Origin of the sequence: Pectobacterium araliae (genome assembly GCF_037076465.1) — a bacterium.
Lineage (GTDB): Bacteria > Pseudomonadota > Gammaproteobacteria > Enterobacterales > Enterobacteriaceae > Pectobacterium > Pectobacterium araliae.
The window spans coordinates 3704318-3724656 of the sequence record NZ_AP028908.1; the positions used below are offsets into that span (position 1 = coordinate 3704318).

The 20339-nt window shown below is 50.9% G+C and carries 20 protein-coding genes and 1 pseudogene; 6 read left to right on the plus strand and 15 right to left on the minus strand.

The window, feature by feature from the left end:
• Window positions 1-6: 6 nt before the first annotated feature.
• The 12 genes from AACH44_RS16780 to AACH44_RS16835 form a co-directional block, all read right to left on the minus strand.
• Complete coding sequence (locus AACH44_RS16780) at window positions 7-1506, minus strand: helix-hairpin-helix domain-containing protein (RefSeq protein WP_261847038.1); 1500 nt, start codon at window positions 1504-1506, stop codon at window positions 7-9.
• A 30-nt stretch (window positions 1507-1536) separates the two neighbouring features.
• A complete protein-coding gene (locus AACH44_RS16785) occupies window positions 1537-3258 on the minus strand; it encodes a PP2C family serine/threonine-protein phosphatase (protein WP_261847039.1) in 1722 nt (573 codons plus the stop codon).
• Window positions 3258-4298, minus strand: a complete 1041-nt coding sequence (locus tag AACH44_RS16790; RefSeq protein WP_261847040.1) for a TerY-C metal binding domain-containing protein — start codon at window positions 4296-4298, stop codon at window positions 3258-3260. The genes AACH44_RS16785 and AACH44_RS16790 overlap by 1 nt, the downstream gene beginning before the upstream one ends.
• A gap of 135 nt (window positions 4299-4433) precedes the next feature.
• Entirely contained in the window at window positions 4434-5072 is a 639-nt protein-coding gene (locus AACH44_RS16795) for a vWA domain-containing protein (RefSeq protein ID WP_261847041.1), read from the minus strand.
• Window positions 5073-5717 carry a TerD family protein gene (locus tag AACH44_RS16800; protein WP_338659336.1) on the minus strand — a complete coding sequence of 215 codons (645 nt, stop codon included), beginning with the start codon at window positions 5715-5717 and terminating at the stop codon, window positions 5073-5075.
• A gap of 27 nt (window positions 5718-5744) precedes the next feature.
• A complete protein-coding gene (locus AACH44_RS16805) occupies window positions 5745-6383 on the minus strand; it encodes a vWA domain-containing protein (protein WP_261847043.1) in 639 nt (212 codons plus the stop codon).
• A gap of 149 nt (window positions 6384-6532) precedes the next feature.
• A complete protein-coding gene (locus tag AACH44_RS16810; RefSeq protein WP_261847044.1) occupies window positions 6533-7000 on the minus strand; it encodes a tellurium resistance protein TerW in 468 nt (155 codons plus the stop codon).
• A 339-nt stretch (window positions 7001-7339) separates the two neighbouring features.
• Window positions 7340-8293 (minus strand): HpcH/HpaI aldolase/citrate lyase family protein, encoded by a 954-nt coding sequence (locus tag AACH44_RS16815; RefSeq protein ID WP_261847045.1) that lies wholly within the window; start codon window positions 8291-8293, stop codon window positions 7340-7342.
• A complete protein-coding gene (locus AACH44_RS16820; RefSeq protein WP_261847046.1) occupies window positions 8293-9375 on the minus strand; it encodes a cysteine protease StiP family protein in 1083 nt (360 codons plus the stop codon). Before AACH44_RS16820 ends, AACH44_RS16815 begins: the two co-directional genes overlap by 1 nt.
• Window positions 9368-10150 carry a hypothetical protein gene (locus AACH44_RS16825; RefSeq protein ID WP_261847047.1) on the minus strand — a complete coding sequence of 261 codons (783 nt, stop codon included), beginning with the start codon at window positions 10148-10150 and terminating at the stop codon, window positions 9368-9370. The genes AACH44_RS16820 and AACH44_RS16825 overlap by 8 nt, the downstream gene beginning before the upstream one ends.
• A complete protein-coding gene (locus AACH44_RS16830; RefSeq protein ID WP_261847048.1) occupies window positions 10143-11285 on the minus strand; it encodes a phosphoribosyltransferase domain-containing protein in 1143 nt (380 codons plus the stop codon). The genes AACH44_RS16825 and AACH44_RS16830 overlap by 8 nt, the downstream gene beginning before the upstream one ends.
• Before the next feature lie 6 nt (window positions 11286-11291).
• Complete coding sequence (locus AACH44_RS16835) at window positions 11292-12371, minus strand: ATP-grasp domain-containing protein (RefSeq protein ID WP_261847049.1); 1080 nt, start codon at window positions 12369-12371, stop codon at window positions 11292-11294.
• A gap of 322 nt (window positions 12372-12693) precedes the next feature.
• Between AACH44_RS16835 and AACH44_RS16840 the strand changes: the two genes are divergently transcribed.
• From AACH44_RS16840 to AACH44_RS16865, 6 genes are all read left to right on the plus strand, one after another.
• Window positions 12694-13275 (plus strand): TerD family protein, encoded by a 582-nt coding sequence (locus AACH44_RS16840; RefSeq protein ID WP_261847050.1) that lies wholly within the window; start codon window positions 12694-12696, stop codon window positions 13273-13275.
• The gene (locus tag AACH44_RS16845) at window positions 13275-14435 is read left to right on the plus strand and encodes a TerD family protein (RefSeq protein WP_261847051.1); all 1161 of its coding nucleotides are present in this window, start codon (window positions 13275-13277) and stop codon (window positions 14433-14435) included. Before AACH44_RS16840 ends, AACH44_RS16845 begins: the two co-directional genes overlap by 1 nt.
• Before the next feature lie 23 nt (window positions 14436-14458).
• A complete protein-coding gene (locus AACH44_RS16850; protein WP_014701346.1) occupies window positions 14459-14914 on the plus strand; it encodes a tellurite resistance TerB family protein in 456 nt (151 codons plus the stop codon).
• Window positions 14915-14939: 25 nt separating this feature from the next.
• Window positions 14940-15983, plus strand: a complete 1044-nt coding sequence (locus AACH44_RS16855; RefSeq protein ID WP_261847052.1) for a TerC/Alx family metal homeostasis membrane protein — start codon at window positions 14940-14942, stop codon at window positions 15981-15983.
• Between the two features lie 52 nt (window positions 15984-16035).
• Entirely contained in the window at window positions 16036-16614 is a 579-nt protein-coding gene (locus AACH44_RS16860) for a TerD family protein (RefSeq protein ID WP_107168034.1), read from the plus strand.
• Window positions 16615-16688: 74 nt separating this feature from the next.
• A complete protein-coding gene (locus tag AACH44_RS16865) occupies window positions 16689-17264 on the plus strand; it encodes a TerD family protein (protein WP_261847053.1) in 576 nt (191 codons plus the stop codon).
• A 43-nt stretch (window positions 17265-17307) separates the two neighbouring features.
• Here AACH44_RS16865 and AACH44_RS16870 read toward each other — a convergent pair whose 3' ends face one another.
• The 3 genes and pseudogenes from AACH44_RS16870 to AACH44_RS16880 all read right to left on the minus strand — a co-directional run bounded on the left by AACH44_RS16870 (window position 17308) and on the right by AACH44_RS16880 (window position 20140).
• Window positions 17308-17991 carry an HAD-IB family hydrolase gene (locus tag AACH44_RS16870; protein ID WP_261847054.1) on the minus strand — a complete coding sequence of 228 codons (684 nt, stop codon included), beginning with the start codon at window positions 17989-17991 and terminating at the stop codon, window positions 17308-17310.
• Window positions 17992-18006: 15 nt separating this feature from the next.
• Window positions 18007-18401, minus strand: a pseudogene (locus AACH44_RS16875) (hypothetical protein).
• 548 nt (window positions 18402-18949) lie between these two features.
• Window positions 18950-20140: a LacI family DNA-binding transcriptional regulator gene (locus AACH44_RS16880; RefSeq protein ID WP_261847055.1), complete on the minus strand. Its 1191-nt coding sequence runs from the start codon at window positions 20138-20140 to the stop codon at window positions 18950-18952.
• Window positions 20141-20339 lie beyond the last annotated feature (199 nt).

Genomic DNA, 20339 nt, shown 5'->3' on the forward strand with positions numbered 1-20339 from the left:
ACCGTGTTAATTGGATACCAATTGCACCACTACCAGCCTTCCCCCCTCTTGGGTGGAAAGCACAAACTGTGCGCCGTCCGTTAACGCCAGTTTATCCCCTATTGCGACCTTCTGTTTATCGGGTAACGACATCAGCTCATCAATGCCTTCATTTACCAGCCACCATTGGTCATTATGAAAGACAAAATAACCCACACGTTTCTTTTGTTCTGATGTTGTGCGCTCATTTGGGGCAATCAGGCGATTAACATGCCAGGCATACAGAGACTGGCCGTTCCAGACCATTAAACGGTGGTCATCCGGGCGATAGCTTCCTGTTTTACGCGAAGAATACAGGTTGAGTATCGGCAGCTTGCCTTTATACGGCGTACCGCAATAAGGGCACGAGGGCTGAGTCTTACCCGAAAAGACATACCATTTCTGTTCGCACGCTGAGTTCTGGCACGGCTGGATAAGATCGACCGTTTTCACCAGTGCTGTTTCCCACTCATCCGCTGTCGGACGCTTGGTTGGTTCATGTAAACCGGTAATAAACGCTTTCTCAAACAGAGGCGTAAGATAAGGCCCCAGAATGGTAAAGGGGATCTTATCCGTATCCGCCCATGGCAAGGACGACGGACTGATTTGGCTGAGCTTAACCGCATTGCTACGGTCTGTTGGATGTTCGATAAACAGCGCCCTTTCTCCCATGGACAGGGATTCGTCCCGCATCTCATCATCCATATCATGAATTTTACCGCCCCGTAGCGGGTGCCGATAAAGCAGATACATGTAGATCAAGACGGCTAACGCATGGCGATCGGTACTGATGCTAGGCAAAATCCGATTGGCATCTTCTTTCGCCAGATGCGTCGTTTTCACCACTTCTGGAGCAATAAAGTCCGGCGTACCCACGACATCCGGCGGATATTTCCCCGGCACCACCAGACCATCAATATCAATCACGCAGGCATGACCCGCTTCGGGATCCACCAGCACGTTCTTATAGCTCAGATCGCTGTGGCACAGACCCGCAGCGTGCATGCGCCGCACTGCCCGGGTCAATAGCAAGCAGACTTTTAGGTAATTCAGCAAGTTACCGCGCTCACGCGGATCGAGAAATTTGTTCTGGTTATTCGCACTGGCGAACCATTTCCCTTCTTTTTCTCGCCCTTTGATGCCCAAAAAATCATTATTCTTGGAACCATACTTAAAGAAAAAGTGGCTATGGTAGGTTGGCACCACAATGCCGATTCGCCCCTCATGCTCAACCACGCTGGTCGGCCAGCAGAACAGGTCTTGCCAATACTCGCCGCCCGCCTGTTCAAAAATACTTTGCCGATAGCGACCGGTGATCATCGCAATTCGCTCTTTCGCCTGCTCATTCTGTGGCTTTTTATAGAAAGCCACCACGTAGGTCTTGTCAGGAGAGAAATAGACATCTTTCATCGAACCCGAACCGATGACTTCGTCAACGTACTGGACGAGCTCGCCATCTCGGGTGGTACAACTAATAATATTAGCCATTTATTATCACCAGCAATCCATTTCTGAGACTCACCATGCCACGACAATCGTCCGGTCATCATGGTTTCCGGGCGAGAAAAAGTTTAGCCACTCCGTCAACTGTTCTGCCGCGTGTTCGTCGTTATTCAGGTAAGGAGCAATGTCGGCAATCAGTGCATCCCATTTTGCCGCGTTTTGTAGCCCGTTATCCGTTTCAAAATACGGATCGGATACCCCATCGGTCATCAGGATCAGGTGCGAGATCTCACTCCATTTACCAATAATGACGCGCTTACTAAATTGAGGATCCTGTACGGCATCCTGATCCAGAAAGCGGGTTTGCCCAGCATATTCACCACTATCCGGCATACCTAATAGACGGACTTTCCCCGCTGGGCCATAGGCGGCGATAGCACCGTCTCCTAACCAGAACGACGCGGCAAACAACCCATCATCAGTGCGTAACGCCACCGTCGCTAACAGCGTGGTGGAGTAGGATTTGATGCTTTCATTCGTTTCCAGCGCTTCGCCGTGGATCTTATGCACCGCAAGCTGGGCGGCCTTATGAAATTGGCTGACAAAGAAGGTGCCGACCTCCCGCTGATCTTCCGGCGTCCAATCGGCGATCGCGCGCTTTAACCCTGATGCCGACTCCCCTGCCAGTTGCCGCGCTAAATAGTCGCCAACCACGGTCGTGACCAGCCGCGATCCCTGCCGAGAATTTTTTGCACTCCCAGCGCCATCAGCAACCAACAAGACACTCCAACCGCTGTCATTATCGTGAGCGATAAAATAGTCATCATCACGAAACGTACCGACATGTTCATGCGAACGTCCTCGGCGGCTGGCGGCTGCGATGTTAACGCCCGGTTGCCGGATCGCCTGTTGCGCCATATTCGCTTTAAAATAACGATCGTCTGCGGGGGGATCGATAATTTTCCATAGGCTGCGCGGATCGGGATTCACGATCAAGAGCACCGTTGTGACTCCCACCGTCGCGGTTCCGCATGACCAGTGGACAGCAATTTCCCAATCACCACTTCGTGTCGGCACGCCTACCAACGCAGCAGTCTCTCGGTCGAATTGCAACCCGACAGCCTCGCTAAACACCACCTCCTGCACATCAGGCCTCATCCCGTTATCCAGGCTAATCTCGATGGGTGAGTTAAAGGGTGTACCGACGCGGGCATTAGCGATATTAATTTTTGCCTGTGGCAAACTCACCGCCGCTGGAGGTGCCTTATGATTCAGGTTAGGCGTGGGAACTTGCCCAGGTTTTAGCGCATTTACCGTGGCGGGGTGACTTTGCGCCGCATTCAATTCCGCAAACGGCATCGTTTCCCATTGTGCTTTTTCCGCTTTCTCCTGTTCCACAGGCATCGGCGGTGGCTCTACTGCCTCTGGCACCGCGATCTCAGGAGGAATAACCTCGTCCTGTACCGATGCGGTGGCCATATCCTGTGATATCTCCACGGCATCCGGCAGAGCGTCCTTCGGTGCATCCAAAGATTCAACAGCGTCAGGCTTCACGGCCTGCAAGTCATTATGTCCTGTAGCATCATCGCCTTCTGTAGCATCGTCGCTTTCTGCAATAGCAAAAGGCAGCGCGATACTTTCCGCTTTGAGCATGACCTGTTCACGCAGTTTGTCTAACAGTGCGCGCAGCTCAGCATCATCGTCCCACGCGTTAACATCAGCGCAGGGAAGCGTTTTTCCTGCCTGTTGCAAAATCAGCGCGAAGATCTGGCGATCCAGACGAACATCAATATCCATTAGCCCCTCCCGCGATTGACATCGAAATCTTCCACACCGCCGTTTTCACTAAAGCTAATGTTATTATTGCACCATGGGCATATCACAGTTTCTGGCCCGTTGATGCACAGCAATTTTCCGCAGGAACACATCGCAAAGGCACTGGCATTACCGCAGTGGGGGCAACCCGGCGCACCGTGTAATTCGCTCGTGTTTACTTGCAACGCAGAGGCTCTGGCATCACTCCAGGCAAAATAATCTTCATCTATCGGAAAACAGCCCGCCAGATTAAATCCGTTGATATTGAGCTTGAAATTGAGGGAGGACAGATTAACGTTGGGGCGCTCATATTTCATCAGATAGGGGCGGCGCGATTTATTGCAGCGACCAACCAGAATGACACAGTTCTCATCATACGCCCGCGCGACCTCATCCTTAGCCAGCCGAACAATAGACTCATTATTCGACAACAACGGGGGCGCATCCTCCCCGACGCTACGGCTATGGGCAGTAACAGAGGCGGTTATCCATTTGATAAAACGGGTGAAATCCCCTTCTTGCGCCTCAGTAAACAGCAATACATTTTCGGTGAGTTGGCGCAATGTATTCAAATCGGCAGAGGCTCCCAAACCAATAGCGATCAGGTTGACCTTATTGGCGTAGTGCTGTTTCCACCGTGTAATCTCCGGTGCGGTATCATCCGTCGGGCGGCCATCTGTCAGCAGATAGACCACAGGTTTCCAGTCGCCTTTACGCTCCCGCGTCGTCTTTCTTACTTGTTCATCGATCTGTTTAGTCAATTCCCGTAGCGCAGCGCCAAGGCTGGTGCCGCCGCCTAACGGCAGACGCGGTGGATAGAATGATACGACCTCCACCAAAGGAACGATGGTTTGCGCCACACCGGCGAAAGCAATGACGGAAATCCATGCTGTTTCGAGGGCATGAGGATCTTTTTTCAAATCGCTCACGATAGCCTGTAGGCCATCGTTCATTTTCTTCAGATTATCCCCAATCATCGACTCCGAGCAGTCGAGAACGAAGAAAACGGGTAGTCGTCTCATAACAGACACCTTTATTAAGCGGATAGCCTTTATTAAGCGAATAACTTTCGCGGCAAGCGCTTCTATGAGTTTGAATGTGATCGCTTACAGCAAAAATAAAAGGCAGGATCCCCTATCGAGAGCCCTGCCTTGACATCACAGAACCAGCTGTATTTCAGGAGGTGGTGGCGGGAGGTTATCCTGACCCGCCGTGACGCCGGAGCTGGTGCTACCGGATGCCACGCTCTCAGAAACCCATTTGAAGAAACCCGCAAACGCCGTAGAGTCCAGCGTTTCTAACGCCACCACTTGGTTGGTCAGTTTCTTAAGGTGTTCATGCTTGGCTTTCGGCCCAACCGCACAGGCAATGATCGAACCGAAGGCGCGTTTTTTGACTTCGGTCACCGCCTCATCATACGCATAGGCGTCAGAGGGGCTACCGTCCGTCATGAGGAATACCAGAGGACGCCAGTCACCTTTCTGATCGCCATCAGAGCGTTTAATATCGCGATCGACTGACTGGATCAAACACTCAAGTGCCGCTCCCGTAAAGGTGCCACCCGCGCTGGGAACCACAATATCGGTAAACTGGAAATCTTCCAGCGGCGTCAAGGGGATAAACTCTCGCGCGTCATTGTCGTAGGTGATGATCGAGATGTGGACGCTTTCTAGCGCGTAAGGATCCTGACGCAATGCGCTTAGCATGGCCTGAATCCCGACATTGACCGCATGAATGGACTCGCCGCGCATTGAGCCTGAAGTATCAATCAAGAGATAAACAGGTAGCCGCCTCATTTACAGGTAGCTCTTTAAATGCGTAATAAAGCTATCTGAATCGGAAGGCTCACCGATAGCGCTGAGTTTCCAACCCGTACCTTCGCGTACCAGTTCAGCAAATACCATCGAGAATTGTTGGTTAAACGCAGGCCCGCCGGAAAGATCAAAACGCGCCATTTCGACATTATTAGCATCAACAGCGCGGATAAACGCATTCTTCACTTTACCAAAATGCTGTTGCTGTTCCCGACCGTTATATATTTGGACGATAAAAACAATTTTTTCGTATTTGGCATCCAGCGTATTCAGATTAGCGATGATTTGCTCATCGTCGCCATCCCCCGCTCCGGTGCGGTTGTCGCCAGTTAACCAGATTTGACCTGAATGGTGCCGCTGGTTATTGAAAAAGATCACATCCCCGTTATCCAACGTGGGTCGACCCTCTTCTATCTGACCCAAATCAACCACTTTTCCTTCAGCATTACACAGGAAAGCGATCACATCGAGATCATACTCATCTTCTGTTTTCTTACCAAATATCCCCCCCAGGAAGCCTTTTTTCTCTTCGCTAATGTCCCAGCCCAGACCGATGGTGACAGAGGAGAGATCAAATTCATTTTTCTTGAGGCTAACACTTTGTCCTTTACGCAAACTGACTGACATACAGTCTCCTTGTTTTTGATAATAGAATTAGAGCACTACATTCACTTCTGGCGGCGGAGGGGGGAGATCGTCAAGACCGATGACGTCTTTTTTACCCGATTCCACTTTTTGGCTTCCAACAGAAATACTCGCCGATACCCACTTGAAAAATGCCTTGATGGCGTTCGAATCCGCCGTATCAAGCTGTAGGACTATTTCGGTAACGTCCTGTAAAACCTTTGTTTCTGCGACTTGCCCTGCGGCACAGGCGACAACAACGCCAGTACGCGCCGACTTAAAATCAGCGACACCTTTACGCCAATCATCCGTTGGCGCGCCATCCGTCATGATAAAGACCAGTGGACGCCAGTCACCCTTCGTTTCCGCCGTGGTTTTCTGAACCTCGCGTTCAATGGCTTGAGCCACCAGCGATAGCGCTTCACCTAGAGCGGTCGTGCCATTCGCGACCAGATCGGGCGTTTTGAAATTAAGCAGGTCAGTTAGCGGGACAACTTGGCGGGCTGAGGTATCAAAGGTAATAACGGAAACATAAGCAGTTTCTAACGCGTAGGGATCTTGTCGCAACGTCGTGAGTAACGTCTGTACCCCATTTTTGACGGCTTCAATTGGCTCACCGTGCATTGAACCAGAGGTATCCAACACTAAATAGACTGGGAGTCTTCGCATATCATCAATCCATTCACTTTATGCATAATATGATGGAGATATAATAACCCTTCTGGTTGTTATCTCAACAAAAAATGCGCACCATCAACCCGCAGAATTGAGAGGGTTGAATGGGGGATCGTTCAGGGGAGTGACGGGAAAACGTGGGGCTATTTTCGCGGTGGTAAAGACGTGCGAATCAGTTCATCAGCACATTTACCGATCAGCATTTCCACCGCTTCGCTGCGCGTAACGTCTTTCAGACCTGCCAGCGTATCGATTTTACGCAACACCGACATCCTTAATGACAGGGAAACGGCCTTCTTTTTTTCTTTATCCAGAAAGACCCGGCTAACCGTCCCTTCTTCTTTCAACTCGGCATTGGACTCAAGCGCTTGCGCCATACGACGCAGTTCCTTTTTATCAAGCTGGCCGGGATGAACCATCTGATAAGCATGCAGAGATTTGCTGTACTTTATCTCAGCGGAATAAGCACTCCTCAACTCTTTTAGTACCCGAGTCAACGTGGGTTCCGAACAGTCCAGCATCGTGATGATCTGCTTGGCGGCAACGGGTTTGCCGGCCCCCAGAATTTTGGCAAGACGGTAAACACGAACCTGACGGGTGCTTAGTTGCATAGAGAATCACACCCTGTATGCCAGGACAACGATCGTATGGGCTGAAAAATAAGTGTGTTCACTAACATTCTGCTAGAGGGCTCTCTCATGCTAACCGTTGTTAATTAAAGGATTATCAATCATACCGCAGCCCTTTACGCTGGGGTAATCATCGTACTGCCATCATCTCCGAGCGTGGACAGCCAAGGGGAGTAGCCGCGGATAAACGCGTTTTCCTGCATCCTTAAGTAAAATTTTAATCGTTTTTGACTCTAACAGACAAATTTTCAACGTGGGATAAACCAGAAACACTATCGACCAACTCCCCAGTCAAAATAGGCACATAACCTATCAACCGCCTCAATGATGATGAGTCGCCGCGATGAGACGAGCCCCTACGTTTTGCTCTGATGCAATGCCATAGACCTTCGCTCGTTCCAAAATCCCCGATGCCCAGCGGCGATGCGTGGCTGGTTCGCACATCGCCCCCTGAGACTTAAAAACCGCCTGGCTGGAATTCAGAATGCGCAACGCATCCGCATAATCAGTCGCGGACACCATCAGCGCCTGCTCAATGATATCGATTTGATTGGGATGAATAGCCGTTTTACCGACCAATCCATGCGCCATATCCAACGCCAACTCGCGCGACATGATGTGATGGTCATCAATATGTTCACAGACTGGTGCGGTCAACGCGAAATTCCGCGCGGCAAATATCGAGACCAACATTTTGATCACGTATCCCATCGGTCCATCATATAAAGTCAGGTGGCGTGACCGCCGCAGTGAGATCACATTCATCAGATCGTTGCCGCCAATACGCAAAGCAATAATGCGCTCATGGCAGGGATGAGACTGGAGTTGAGTGGCCAATTCACGCATCTGCACCACATCGAAAACGTCTTCAGTCTCCAGTGTCGGCATCATGCACAGTTCGCTGTTCCGCACCACCTCCCACCACTGTGGCAAAGAAGCCAGAGTAAATTTGGGCAACACCAACCCATCCAGCGGACTCAAGTCCATCTCATGCGCAAGCCAGCGCCCCATCTCAGCGTCGCGCGGACGAACAAAAACCAACGGCCAGTCGGCTTTTCCATTAGCCTGTTTCGCCTGCGCTAATGTCGTCAGAAGCTCACTAAGCCGTAACAACGCCAGAGGAACATCGCTTTCCGCGACGGCATCTTCAAGGCAAATAACCAGAGAGCGCAGTCCGCTAATTTTATCCGTCAAAATAACGTCGGCGATATCGGCACGCGTCGCAGGCATATAGAGCGTCGCACCTAAATTCCAGGGAGAAAGCCTTTTATTCATCAGTGCACCTTTTTGATAATGGTAACCGCGCGGTACTGACCGATTTCATCGCCGACTTCAGTAATAGTGATGCCCTTTTCCTTCGCAAGATAGACCAACAGCGCAACATCAGGATCATCCATCGTTTGTACCAGGACATGATCCGGCACCCGACGCAACACCGCGCGGGTCGCTTCAGCAATACCGGGTTTAATTCTATTAGTACTGTCGATGCCATAGCGTTCAGCCAGAGTGCGGATCACCGTCTCACTCTGTTGTTGAAGATCACGCAGCCGTTCAGGCGGTGATTCAAGGTATCGCCGAGCTACGGGAGGGGCAGTACGACGCAGCGTATCGACGGTGTCCGCCAGCATTTGGCTGCACTCATAGCGCTCAAGGTGCTCGCATATCATGCAGCCGTGTAGCCCTTGCGCCGCCCACAACGATCGGGATATCAGACCCGACACCGGGGCTCCCATAATCCCAAACGGAATCAGCCAGTCATCATGACTTGCCGACAGCCAGGCACAGCCACAGGGGTCTGCCAATACCACCAAACGAGGCCGTTCGGGATACCCTTTTCTTCCCTTCAGAGACCGGATCAACTCTCCCGTGATAGCACCTTTACCGGTCCAGCCATCAACAAACACAATTCCTTCGCTGCCGTGACGCGCCTCAATCCATTCCAGCGCGGTTTTATCAATCCCCCGATCGCGGATAATGCTAATGCCATAATGGTAAGACGTTTTCCCCATGGCACGCAGTGCTCGATGCAACATCACGCCCAGAGGAACACCGGCACGCACCAAACTGGTCAATACCACTGGCGTATCGGCAAAACGCTGTGCCAGCATTTGCGCAAGCATCTGCACCTCTCGCGCCAAACGCCCGCCCTCTTGTTCAAGCGCGCGGGAGAAAAGTTCGAGGTGCCAGACCGTCGGTTCCGGCTCCTGACTCAGCATGTCTGAATAGTGCTTAGCGCCCGACTGAATCAGCCGCTCTTTCTCTTCCACTGGCGTCACGTCTATCTCGACAGGCTGAAGCAAAAAGTGGATATCGTTTGGCAAGTAGGAGCCAGAGAAAGGCGTGATGTCATCATGCATCTTGGGTGTCTCCGAAAATGCGGCGAGCAATTGCCTCGGCAAACTGACTCTGTCGAGGCAATCCATACCAGGTGCAGAGCGTCATAAAGCGATGATCGCTAAGACTATCTCCCAAACCAATCACGGGAAAGGTGCCTCGTTCCGCGCGTAATGTGTTGAGTAAATAGGTCACTGCTCGCCCTTTCTCTACCGGATCGGGTAACCAGGCCACGTTGTTGCTGTTGCGATGCAGATAAAAACCCGCGGTTGGATAGCGCTGCTCTATTTCATCGGCAATGGCGTAGAGTTCTTCGATTCTGGTGCTATCACGGTGCTTCATCACCAGATAAATCGGCGTATCGCCATATTCGTAATTAATCCGCGCCCATCCGTTAATATGGCGCTCTGCCATCAGTTCGGTGATACCGTGCTGCATCGTGTGAAGCTGCTCCGCATACGGTGCCAACGCCGTCAGCATCTGCGCTTTCCAGACAGGCTCAGGTTCACCTTCCGGGGTAAGAATGACAGCGCCATGCGTGGTAACGGCCCAGGAACGGAAAGGGATGGTCACACGGGCGATTTCCCCCGTACCGCGTGCCGTCACGGGGATCAGATCGGCGTATTCCAGCATCCAATCCACCAGCATGGCCTGTTCTTCGGTCATAAAGCTGCGCGGCGTCAGGCTAGGATCCAACGCCCCCGCACGATAAGGTTCAAGCGCCAGCTCATTCACCATCTTACGTCGCGTCTGAAACAACGTATCGTCAAGATCGGAAAAAATAACGGGCTTAGTCATAGCTGATAATCTCCACGCTGGGTGCTACCGTTGCCAGCGCATCGCGTAATTGGGGATCGACACTCTCTGGCGGCGTTTCTACGCAGAGCAGAATGCGATCGAAACGTTGATGCATAACGTTGTAGACAAAATTCGCAATGCCTAGCCCGTAATTGTCATTGAACGTTATCGCTGACTGAATGGCGAATCCCGTTGCGATAGGCGATCGCGTGGTAGAGCTGAATTTAACGTCAGCCCCTTGGGCTTGCAAATGCTCCGCCAGTAAAAAAGGTTCCCAAACAAACTCACTACTGCCCAGAACCAATATTTTTTCACCCGGCGACACACGCAAATCACGCCCTAAATCCCCCGCCGGTTCGGCCATGCCCAAGCGCCCCCAGCTCTGTTTTCCCGTGATGGCAACGTTACCGCGCGCCGTGACGTTCACCGTCGGCATGATGGGAAGAGGCGCATCCGGTTTGGGCACCCATTGCCAGTCGCCCTGAATCAGAGAGATGGACTGAAGCGATAAAGGACAACGCTGTGCGAGCGCACTACCGCTCCAGTCGGTCAGCGTTACCGCAAACACCTGCCGCAAGTGCGTAAGCCATGTGGTTTCTCGCAGGGCGGCCAGTAAATTAATGAACGTATTGCCCGTCGTCGCTTCATCATCAATCAGTATCAGAGTACGAGCTTCACGCACGCGGCGACGTAACTGGTCATCCTCAGGGAGATAGATCAAGTGATCGGTGGCATGACTATGCGCTTCCTTAAACTCACAGAGCAGTTCACCGTCTTGCGGGTGGCGGGTGGAAGTCAAATAAACGGATTCACCGACCCGCTGCCTCACCTCATCAAAAACACCTGCACCCAAGCCTACTGCCGTTTCAGCCATACCGATAAACAGCACAGGCCCCTCGATAAAATCAGGGAGTTGCTCTGCGAGCTGGCGATACACACCGCGCATCGTCGCGGGAGACACAGGAATATGTCGTCCTAATACCTTGCTAACAAACAGGAAAGCCCGCTTAGGATTACGGCGTTCAGCAATCTCAAACAATGCATCCAGCGCCGCCACGCCCCCCGTTGGCGTCACACTCAGTGTGCCGCAGGAAAGGTCGCGGGTATAAACGGGCTGTTGTGGAATTTGTGGCATTGCGGTTTACCCTTCCTGAAGTCGGTTAGACAACGTAGTCTGGTAGCGAACAACATCCGTGATGGTTCGCACTGTCGCGGGCTCAAAGGCCGCTGCCGCCAGTTCAGCCACTTGTTGCGCACTCAACAATGCCAACTGGCGCAGGGCAAATAGCCCAGGTAGGTTTACGCCGCTAAAACGGGTATAACCAATCCCCCCGGAAGGGCGCATGTTAATCTCAAGCAGTTGGGGGACACTATCATCATTGTGACGGGTCTGCACGTTGACTAACCCATCCGCTTGCATCGACTCCGCACAGGCAATCGCAAGCTGGTAGGCTTCGCCGCTGTTTTCCAGATATTGCAGCGCACCAGCCTTACGCCGTGCCACTGCGGCCAGCACCTTGCCTTTTTCTACCAGCATATCGACAGAATACTCCGGGCCAGGCAGGTAGGGCATCAGCACCAGCGGCGAAAAATTGCCCGCTTCGCTCAGTGCATGTAGGCCCAGTGCATGTAGATAGTGCTCTGGGGCAACCACACGTCTTTCTGGATGGGTAAATACCGCCATCGGTGAGGCGCTTTCATCAAAACGCCAAAAACCCATGCCATAAATGCCTGTTACGGGCTTCACACACAGTGGCGCACCGGAAAACGGTGCCGCGGCGATCTGCTGTCGGAGTTCATCGACAGAGGACACACGAATCGAAGGCACGACGGCTAGCCCTAATTTCTCCATTTCATGGGCAAAAGAGACTTTGTCATCGGCTATCAATAGGGATTCGACATTAACGGTGCCGGTAGTGAGCTTCACACCAAGCGATTCAATTTCATGTCGATGGTTTTCGCACCAGCGCCCATGCCGACCCGCATGGATCGCATGAATCCCAAGCGTTTTTACGGTCGTCAGAATAAAGGAGAGGCGTTCAGTCTCGTCCTTTGGCTCCAGGAATGCACAATCGGCAAGCGACAGGATTTCATTACGCTCATTACGATGAGAAGCAAAAATGGTGACATCCGCACCGCGGGTTTTAGCAAAAGATGCAATCGCCAAAATCATATCACGCTGGGAAGACAAGCCTTCCATTAGCCAAATTCTTTGTGTCATTGGTATGCATTCCCGTGCTGTGTTGCCAGATTGAGTTAAGCGTACTGAGTCTATTGACGCCACCACAATATGTCAATCATATGATGATTTACATTAAGCAAATAAAAAACATAACTAACAATGCTTAAAAATATTAAGTAAAAACGTAAGCTCACAAAGAAAAATACACATTTCACATAAAAATCATAGAATTGAAAAATTTAAAACAATAAATGACAAAAAGTTTCTTGCTCACAAACTACATCATGATATGATTTTTTCAGGAATAGGATTCGGTGTAAAAAGCGTTGTTCTTTTCAATACCTTTATAAGGAATGTGGCTATGGTTTCTTTAAGTAAAAACCAGACGATTTCTCTCAGCAAACAGTCTTCTACTATCAGTAATCTTCACTTTGGGCTCGGCTGGGACCCAGTGAAAAAGAAAGGTCTCTTAGGGGGATTATTTGGCGGTAATGCGTCAATCGATCTTGATGCCGGATGCGTACTGCTCGATAAAGCGGGTAATGAAATCGACACCGTGTGGTTTCGTAAACTGAAATCATCCTGTGGTTCGGTGGTACACAGCGGAGACAACCTGACTGGCGAGGGAGACGGCGATGACGAAGTGATCCGCGTTGACCTGAACCGACTGCCACAAAACGTCGAGTTCCTGGCATTTACCGTCAATAGCTTCCGTGGCCAAACGTTTAATGAAGTTGAAAATGCATTTTGTCGCGTCGTTGATCAGGCCAATAAAGAGCAGGCTCGCTATCAGTTGACCGAACAAGGCTCTCATACCGGGATCGTTATCGCCTCACTGCGCCGTAATAATGGTCAGTGGGATTTCACCGCTCATGGCCAGGCCTGTCGGGGTCGCACGATTAGTGATATGCACGCCGATATTGTTACTGCGGTGGTGCGCTAATGAATCTGACCCCAGGCGGCAACGCGCCCGTCCCTAACAGCGCGTTGCAGGTTCGCATACTCTCCGGTGCCGCAGTAGACGCCAGTGCTTTTCGTCTGTTTGCCACCGGCAAGGTACAGGGCGACGCAGATATGGTGTTTTATGGTCAGCCACGCAATGATGACGGCAGCATCAGCCTGATTCATGAAGGGCATAACACCATCTTCACGGTTGATATCGCTCGACTGAAACCCGAAGTACAAAAGATCGCGTTCACCGTTGCCTGCGAAGGTAATCAGACCATCGCGAATTTGCAACAACTCAGTATTCAGGTTACTGCTGATAATGCGGTTGTGGTGAACGGCAATGTCGAATTGGCAGGACGTCAGGAAGCCGCTCTGATTCTGGGAGAGCTTTATCGCCGTAATAACGAATGGAAATTTCGCTTTATTGCGCAAGGATTTAACGGTGGTTTACAGCCTCTTGCTGAGAATTTTGGTGTCGACATCGCCGCACCTGCCGCCGCCACACCAGCACCGGTGCCGACCCCTGCTCCCGCCCCCGCACCGAGCCGTATTAATTTAAACAAGGTGTCGCTCACCAAAGAAAAACCGGCTATTAGCCTGGAAAAACGAGATAACTTCGGTGAGATTCGCATCAACCTAAACTGGCATCGTGAACCCAAAGCGTCTGGCCTGAAAGGGATGTTTGGCGGCAACAAGGGGATCGATCTCGATATCGGTGCTTTTATCGAGATGCAAGATGGCTACAAAACCGTGGTTCAGGCGTTGGGCAATCGCTTTGGTGATTACCATAACGAACCGTTTGTTTTGCTCAAAGGGGATGACCGTACTGGCGATGTCTCAGAAGGCGAGTGGCTGCATATCAATGGTCGTGAATGGAAACAGGTGCGTCAGGTTCTGATTTATGCCTTTATCTACGAAGGTGTGCCTAGCTGGGATAAAACCGATGGTGTGGTCACACTGCACATTCCCGATCAGCCACCGATCGAAACCCGTATGACGGAAGGACAAAATAGCCGCAACATGTGTGCGGTTGCGCGTCTGGTCAATGAAGGCGGAAGTATCAAGGTCGAGCGTATTAATCAGTTCTTCAATGGTCATAGCGATATGGATAAGGCGCTTGGCTGGGGATTTAGCTGGAAGGCTGGCTCAAAGTAGTTTCATTTGATGAGAGGTTCAGAATGAGTTTTCTTAATAAGGTTAAAGGCGCCTTTAATGCCAGCCGAGAAGAGTTGACGAAACAGGTCGGACGCTTCAAGAACAAGAAATTTCTGCAAGGTACTGTTGCCGTCTGTGTCCGCATCGCGGTATCCAGCGGCGGCGTGAGTACAGAAGAAAAACAGAAGATGATCGGTTTTCTCAAATCATCAGAAGAGTTAAAAGTATTTGATACTGCCGAAGTTATTGAATTCTTTAACAAACTGGTTGCTAGTTTCGATTTCGATGAAGAAATCGGAAAAGGCGAAACCATGAAATATATCCTGGCGCTCAAAGATCAGCCTGAAGCCGCACAACTGGCTCTGCGAGTCGGTATTGCTGTTGCTAAAAGTGACGGTGATTTCGATGCAGCAGAGCAACATGCCGTGCGAGAAATCGCGACTGCGCTTGGGTTTCAACCCGCCGATTTCGGCCTTTGATGTCAATATCCTCTAAGGGTTATCTATGGTATCCACACATATCGGCTTCCCGGCAGAAACCGTCATTGTTTTTATAGCACTGGCCGTCGGGGCCATTTTTATCGACCTGTTCATGCACCGCCATGACAAGCCGATTTCGTTGAAAAGCGCAGCACTTTGGTCTGTGTTCTGGGTCATTGTGGCAATGGCTTTTGCCGGATTCCTCTATATCCATCATGGTGCAGAAGTTGCCAGCCTGTTCGTTACTGGCTATGCGCTGGAAAAAGTGCTGTCGGTGGATAACCTGTTCGTGATGATGGCGATCTTCTCCTGGTTCGCCGTTCCCGATCGTTACCGTCACCGCGTACTCTACTGGGGGATCATCGGGGCCATCGTATTCCGGGGTATTTTCGTCGCGATCGGTACAGGGCTGCTCAGCTTGGGGCCGTATGTAGAAATCGTCTTTGCGTTGATCGTTGCCTGGACCGCCGTCATGATGCTGAGAAGCGGTGACGATGACGACGAGATCGAAGATTATTCGCAGCACCTCGCTTACCGTTTAGTGAAACGCTTCTTCCCTATTTGGCCAAAATTGAAAGGCCACGCGTTTCTGTTAAACCAGAAAGAAGTGGACGAAGAACTGGCTAAACCGGAAAACAAAGACGTCACGATTGGCCGTGGAACCAAAGCGGCCTTCTACGCCACGCCACTGATGCTCTGTGTCGCGGTAGTCGAACTTTCTGACGTGATGTTCGCCTTTGACTCGGTTCCCGCTATTATTGCCGTGAGCCGTGAACCACTGATTGTCTACAGTGCAATGATGTTCGCTATCCTTGGTTTGCGTACACTCTACTTTGTACTGGAAGCACTGAAACAATATCTGGTTCATCTGGAAAAAGCCGTTATTGTGTTGCTGTTCTTCATTGCTGCCAAGCTTGGCCTGAATGCAACCGATCACATATGGCACCATGGCTACAGCATCTCGGCAACCTCCAGCCTGTTTGTTGTTCTGGGCGTACTGGCGCTAGGTATTATCATCAGCGTACTGTTCCCAGCCAAACCCGATGCTGAGGAGAACAAGGAGAATTAATCTTCTGCTCCTAACACTACATTCTGAAATATCAACTTAAGAGGTTAATTTAATGAGCGTTTCTCTTTCTAAAGGCGGTAATGTCTCACTGAGCAAAGCAGCACCGACGATGAAAAATGTCTTAGTCGGTCTGGGCTGGGATGCCCGCGCGACCGATGGTCAGGACTTTGACCTGGATGCTTCGGCATTCCTGCTCAATGCGAATGGCAAAGTCCGTGGCGATACCGACTTCATTTTCTACAATAATCTGAAGTCTGCTGATGGCTCAGTGGCCCACACCGGCGATAACCGTACAGGCGCGGGTGATGGAGATGACGAATCATTGAAAATTAAGCTGGATCTGATTCCGGCTGAGGTCGACAAAATCGTTTTCGTTGTCACGATTCATGATGCACAGGTTCGTAACCAGAGCTTTGGTCAGGTATCCGGCGCGTTCATTCGCCTGGTAAACGATGACACCCAAGCCGAAATCGCACGCTACGATCTGACTGAAGATGCCTCAACTGAAACAGCAATGCTGTTCGGTGAACTGTATCGCCATAATGCGGAGTGGAAATTCCGTGCTGTCGGTCAGGGCTATGCCGGTGGTTTGGCATCGGTCTGCTCACAATACGGTATCAATGCATCCTGATCACCCTCACCTTGTCTTTCCCTTTGGGCAGTCGCGAACTGCCCAGTAATCCACGCTAAAGCAGGAGCTATAAAATGGCAGTTTCTCTGGTAAAAGGCGGTAATGTATCCCTAACGAAAGAAGCACCAACCATGAATATTGCCATGGTCGGCCTCGGATGGGATGCGCGCGTCACCGATGGGCAGGCATTCGATCTGGATGCGTCAGTATTTATGGTGGGAGAAGATGGCAAAGTGCTATCTGACGCTAATTTTATTTTCTTCAATAACAAACTGAGCCCTTGCGCCTCCGTTGAGCACCAAGGCGACAACCGCACCGGAGAAGGTGACGGCGATGATGAGCAAGTAAAAATTCATCTGGCGAAAGTGCCGGCTGAAGTGAAAAAGCTGGTGTTTTCCGTGACGATTTATGATGCCGAAGGCCGTAAACAAAACTTCGGTATGGTCAGCAACAGTTTCATGCGCGTCTATAACAACGATACCAGCGCTGAAATTGCACGTTTCGATCTGTCTGAGGATGCCTCCACCGAAACGGCCATGATCTTTGGTGAACTGTACCGTAATGGCACCGAGTGGAAATTCAAAGCGGTAGGTCAAGGCTTTGCAGGTGGATTGTCAGCGCTTGCCGCTCAACACGGCGTTAATGTCTAATTGATACCGTCTCCCCGACTGAGGTCGGGGAGTTTCTTGATGTTTAAGGATGAACCTTAATCACGCCCGATAGAAGTAACCGTTCCGAAAGCGGTTTGCGCCGCAGCCAGCGTGGATGAAAATGACGCCAGTGCGCATCGTGGGCAGAGGCCAGTAGCTCGTAGTCGCCACGGGTGTCGCCCCATGCACGTACATGGTACTGGTTTAGCGGGCCATACACGCCTTCCAGACGTTGCACCTTATAACTGCATCGACAGTTATGCCCGTTAATCTTTCCGGTCAGTACGCCGTTTTCTACCTCAAGCTGCGTCCCAATCAGTTTTACCCCTAACCGCTCGGCAAAAGGACGTAGCACGATCTCAGGCGATGCCGAACAGAGTGTCACTTCAGCCCCGGAATGCAGTTCCGCAGCGACGCCAAGCACTCCAGACTTACGCATTAACGTATTCCACTTACGCTGACAAAACGCTTCTGCTTTTTCCTGTATCCAGGATGCCTCAATGCCAGAAAGAAACGTGGCAATGAGATATTCTTTGAGTTCATCGCGCGTCAACTTACGCTGCACACAACGCGCAGAAGGCAGCACCAGATGCATCATGCGCCGGGCAAAAACACGCTTACCGAAGGCAAAACGTAAAAAAGGAATAAAGCTGTCATGGTAGGTCAACGTTCCATCGAAATCGAAAACCGACAGAACCTGACGAGTCCCATTGAACTCAGTATTCATTATAAAACGCTCCTGTCAGCTACCCACCAACGTAAGATTGAATGTTTACCTTTCAGCTGCGCCTGTACGTCAGGCACTAACCCGCTGTCGGTGATGATATCGGTCAATTCTGACAACGGTGTCACGCAGAACAAAGAATACGCACCATATTTACGGCTATCGGCCAGCAACACGCGTCGACTGGCATTCGCGCCGAGATCTTGCTTCACACCGGCCTTTTCTTCCGTCGGCGTGGTGACGCCTTTCTTGATCACATCACGACGGATCGTCGCCGGAGAAACGTTGTTCACAGACACCAGATTATGGCTTTTCAGATAATCCATAATCTGACCAAGGCGGCTTTGTCCTTTTACTTTATCCCCGCTCATGCGGAAAGCATCAGTTAATGTAGGATCCACGGCGATATCCATCTTGCAGTCATAAAATGATTTTACGTTGTTGGTAAATCGATATAAAGAATGAAAACAATGATAGTGGTATAGAGGAGTAGTGCGTAATCATTCTTGGTTGCAGGATACCAGAAACCTTCCCGAAGGCGGGAAGGAAGATATCCTGCAATGTGCACTGTCGCTTAAAAAATCGTACTGTAGTGATGTGATGGACGCCCCTCCCTGAAGTAGTCAGTGCCATACTTTACTGACTGCAATTCATTCTGGAGTGACATCACATGGAATAAAAAGATTTCCCGTTCAAAATTGCTGAATACAGTTCGACTGTTTGAGCCAGGAACGCTTATTGCGATGGAAGCTTGCTCAACATCGTATTTCTGGGGTAGAACCTTCAGAACTATAGGGTATAGCGTCAGGCCTGCTGAGGCTCAAAAAACGGCTGGGGATGGCAAAGAATAGGGAATGGGATCGATGAAGCGTTGTTGCATAAGCCCGCACTGAACTGCAACAACGCCGCGTGTTGATGGTAAATCTCAGAGGTCAGGTTATCTCGCTGGTTTTTCTCCCTGCTAACTACTCGCCCGAGGCTCAAACATAAACGTAACCTTTTCCAATACGGGGGGATGAGCGTCGTTGTCCATCATGGCGAGCACCAGACGCCCAACGTCTGCCCCCAGCGTTTCATAGTCAAGCCGCATCGCAGTCAGCGCAGGGAACGTGTGTTCACATTGTTCAGAACCATCCAGGCAGGCAATCGCCAGATCGTAAGGGATTTTCATCAGACGGCGCTGGCATTCAAAGAGTGCGCCCATGGCAATTTCCTCGTGGCTACAGATAATCGCGTCCAGCTCCGGCTGATTTTGTAGCAGCTCGGTCATCGCATAGCGGCCAAACTGTAAGCTGGGTGCCTCTGGGATGGTAATTTTCAAATCGGCATTGTGATAGTGCGCCAGCATGGCTTTATTCCAGCCGTTCAGTTGCTGTTTTTGCAGTCGGTTATCCGTGTGTGCACCGATATAAGCGATGTGACGATACCCCTTTTCCAGCAGGGAAATCGTCAACTGTTCTGCGGCTTCGGCAAGGGAGATATCAATATTGATATGGGTACTTAGCGCAGAAGCGCCGGAAACGTTCACCGTAATAACATTACTGCCCTGAATGATGTCTTGAGTACGTTGTGAAAGTTGCGCACTGAACAACACCAGTGCTGCTGGCCGTTGCTGCAAGAGTTTTTCAACCATTCCCGCTTCAGTATTCTGACGATATTCGTGACAACCCATGATCAATGGGATGCTATGTTTGCCAACAACCTGCTGTAATGCCTGCACAAAACGAATGCTGGCGCGATCTTGCTGAAAAGGATAGAGCACCGCAATACTGGGCTGATAGGCGGATGCCAATGCACCCGCAGCGTGGTTCGGTACATAGCCCAGCGTTTTTATCGCATCATTGATTTTCTTCTGCGTAGCATCGGAAACTAGCCCCGGCTCCCTTAATGCACGGGACACCGTCATAGCACCGACCCCCACATACCTCGCAATATCCTGCAACGTCACACGATTCGTGCTTTCGGTAAGCTGGCTGGCCTCTTGATTCGGTTCATAGCCAAGCGTTCTGGCGGCCAGTTCCACTTTGCTGCGTAACTTCTCAGAAACCAGATCGGGTTTGCGCATCACACGCGATACCGTCATCGTCCCTACGCCCGCGTAGTCGGCGACATCCTGTAGCGTAACCTTACCGGTACTGCGACGCTTGCGCATGCTCACTTCCTCTCCATTCGTCATTTTTCTCGGTACACAGCCGCGATAAAGCCTGCTACCCATTGCTTTCAGACAAGACGTCATGCAGACATCACGATTTTCCTACCGCACGCCATAACAGTGTGCCTGCGTCTACACGAGGGGAACACGTCATAGCCCCGCTTGTGCTAAGCGGGTCACAGTTAATGATATGCATATC

Excerpts from the sequence above, each read along its gene's own strand:
- AACH44_RS16780 (WP_261847038.1), bottom strand. The coding sequence starts at position 1,506 with ATGGCTAATATTATTAGTTGTACCACCCGAGATGGCGAGCTCGTCCAG.
- AACH44_RS16785 (WP_261847039.1), bottom strand. The coding sequence starts at position 3,258 with ATGGATATTGATGTTCGTCTGGATCGCCAGATCTTCGCGCTGATTTTG.
- AACH44_RS16790 (WP_261847040.1), bottom strand. The coding sequence starts at position 4,298 with ATGAGACGACTACCCGTTTTCTTCGTTCTCGACTGCTCGGAGTCGATG.
- AACH44_RS16795 (WP_261847041.1), bottom strand. The coding sequence starts at position 5,072 with ATGAGGCGGCTACCTGTTTATCTCTTGATTGATACTTCAGGCTCAATG.
- AACH44_RS16800 (WP_338659336.1), bottom strand. The coding sequence starts at position 5,717 with ATGTCAGTCAGTTTGCGTAAAGGACAAAGTGTTAGCCTCAAGAAAAAT.
- AACH44_RS16805 (WP_261847043.1), bottom strand. The coding sequence starts at position 6,383 with ATGCGAAGACTCCCAGTCTATTTAGTGTTGGATACCTCTGGTTCAATG.
- AACH44_RS16810 (WP_261847044.1), bottom strand. The coding sequence starts at position 7,000 with ATGCAACTAAGCACCCGTCAGGTTCGTGTTTACCGTCTTGCCAAAATT.
- AACH44_RS16815 (WP_261847045.1), bottom strand. The coding sequence starts at position 8,293 with ATGAATAAAAGGCTTTCTCCCTGGAATTTAGGTGCGACGCTCTATATG.
- AACH44_RS16820 (WP_261847046.1), bottom strand. The coding sequence starts at position 9,375 with ATGCATGATGACATCACGCCTTTCTCTGGCTCCTACTTGCCAAACGAT.
- AACH44_RS16825 (WP_261847047.1), bottom strand. The coding sequence starts at position 10,150 with ATGACTAAGCCCGTTATTTTTTCCGATCTTGACGATACGTTGTTTCAG.
- AACH44_RS16830 (WP_261847048.1), bottom strand. The coding sequence starts at position 11,285 with ATGCCACAAATTCCACAACAGCCCGTTTATACCCGCGACCTTTCCTGC.
- AACH44_RS16835 (WP_261847049.1), bottom strand. The coding sequence starts at position 12,371 with ATGACACAAAGAATTTGGCTAATGGAAGGCTTGTCTTCCCAGCGTGAT.
- AACH44_RS16840 (WP_261847050.1), top strand. The coding sequence starts at position 12,694 with ATGGTTTCTTTAAGTAAAAACCAGACGATTTCTCTCAGCAAACAGTCT.
- AACH44_RS16845 (WP_261847051.1), top strand. The coding sequence starts at position 13,275 with ATGAATCTGACCCCAGGCGGCAACGCGCCCGTCCCTAACAGCGCGTTG.
- AACH44_RS16850 (WP_014701346.1), top strand. The coding sequence starts at position 14,459 with ATGAGTTTTCTTAATAAGGTTAAAGGCGCCTTTAATGCCAGCCGAGAA.
- AACH44_RS16855 (WP_261847052.1), top strand. The coding sequence starts at position 14,940 with ATGGTATCCACACATATCGGCTTCCCGGCAGAAACCGTCATTGTTTTT.
- AACH44_RS16860 (WP_107168034.1), top strand. The coding sequence starts at position 16,036 with ATGAGCGTTTCTCTTTCTAAAGGCGGTAATGTCTCACTGAGCAAAGCA.
- AACH44_RS16865 (WP_261847053.1), top strand. The coding sequence starts at position 16,689 with ATGGCAGTTTCTCTGGTAAAAGGCGGTAATGTATCCCTAACGAAAGAA.
- AACH44_RS16870 (WP_261847054.1), bottom strand. The coding sequence starts at position 17,991 with ATGAATACTGAGTTCAATGGGACTCGTCAGGTTCTGTCGGTTTTCGAT.
- AACH44_RS16880 (WP_261847055.1), bottom strand. The coding sequence starts at position 20,140 with ATGCGCAAGCGTCGCAGTACCGGTAAGGTTACGCTACAGGATGTCGCC.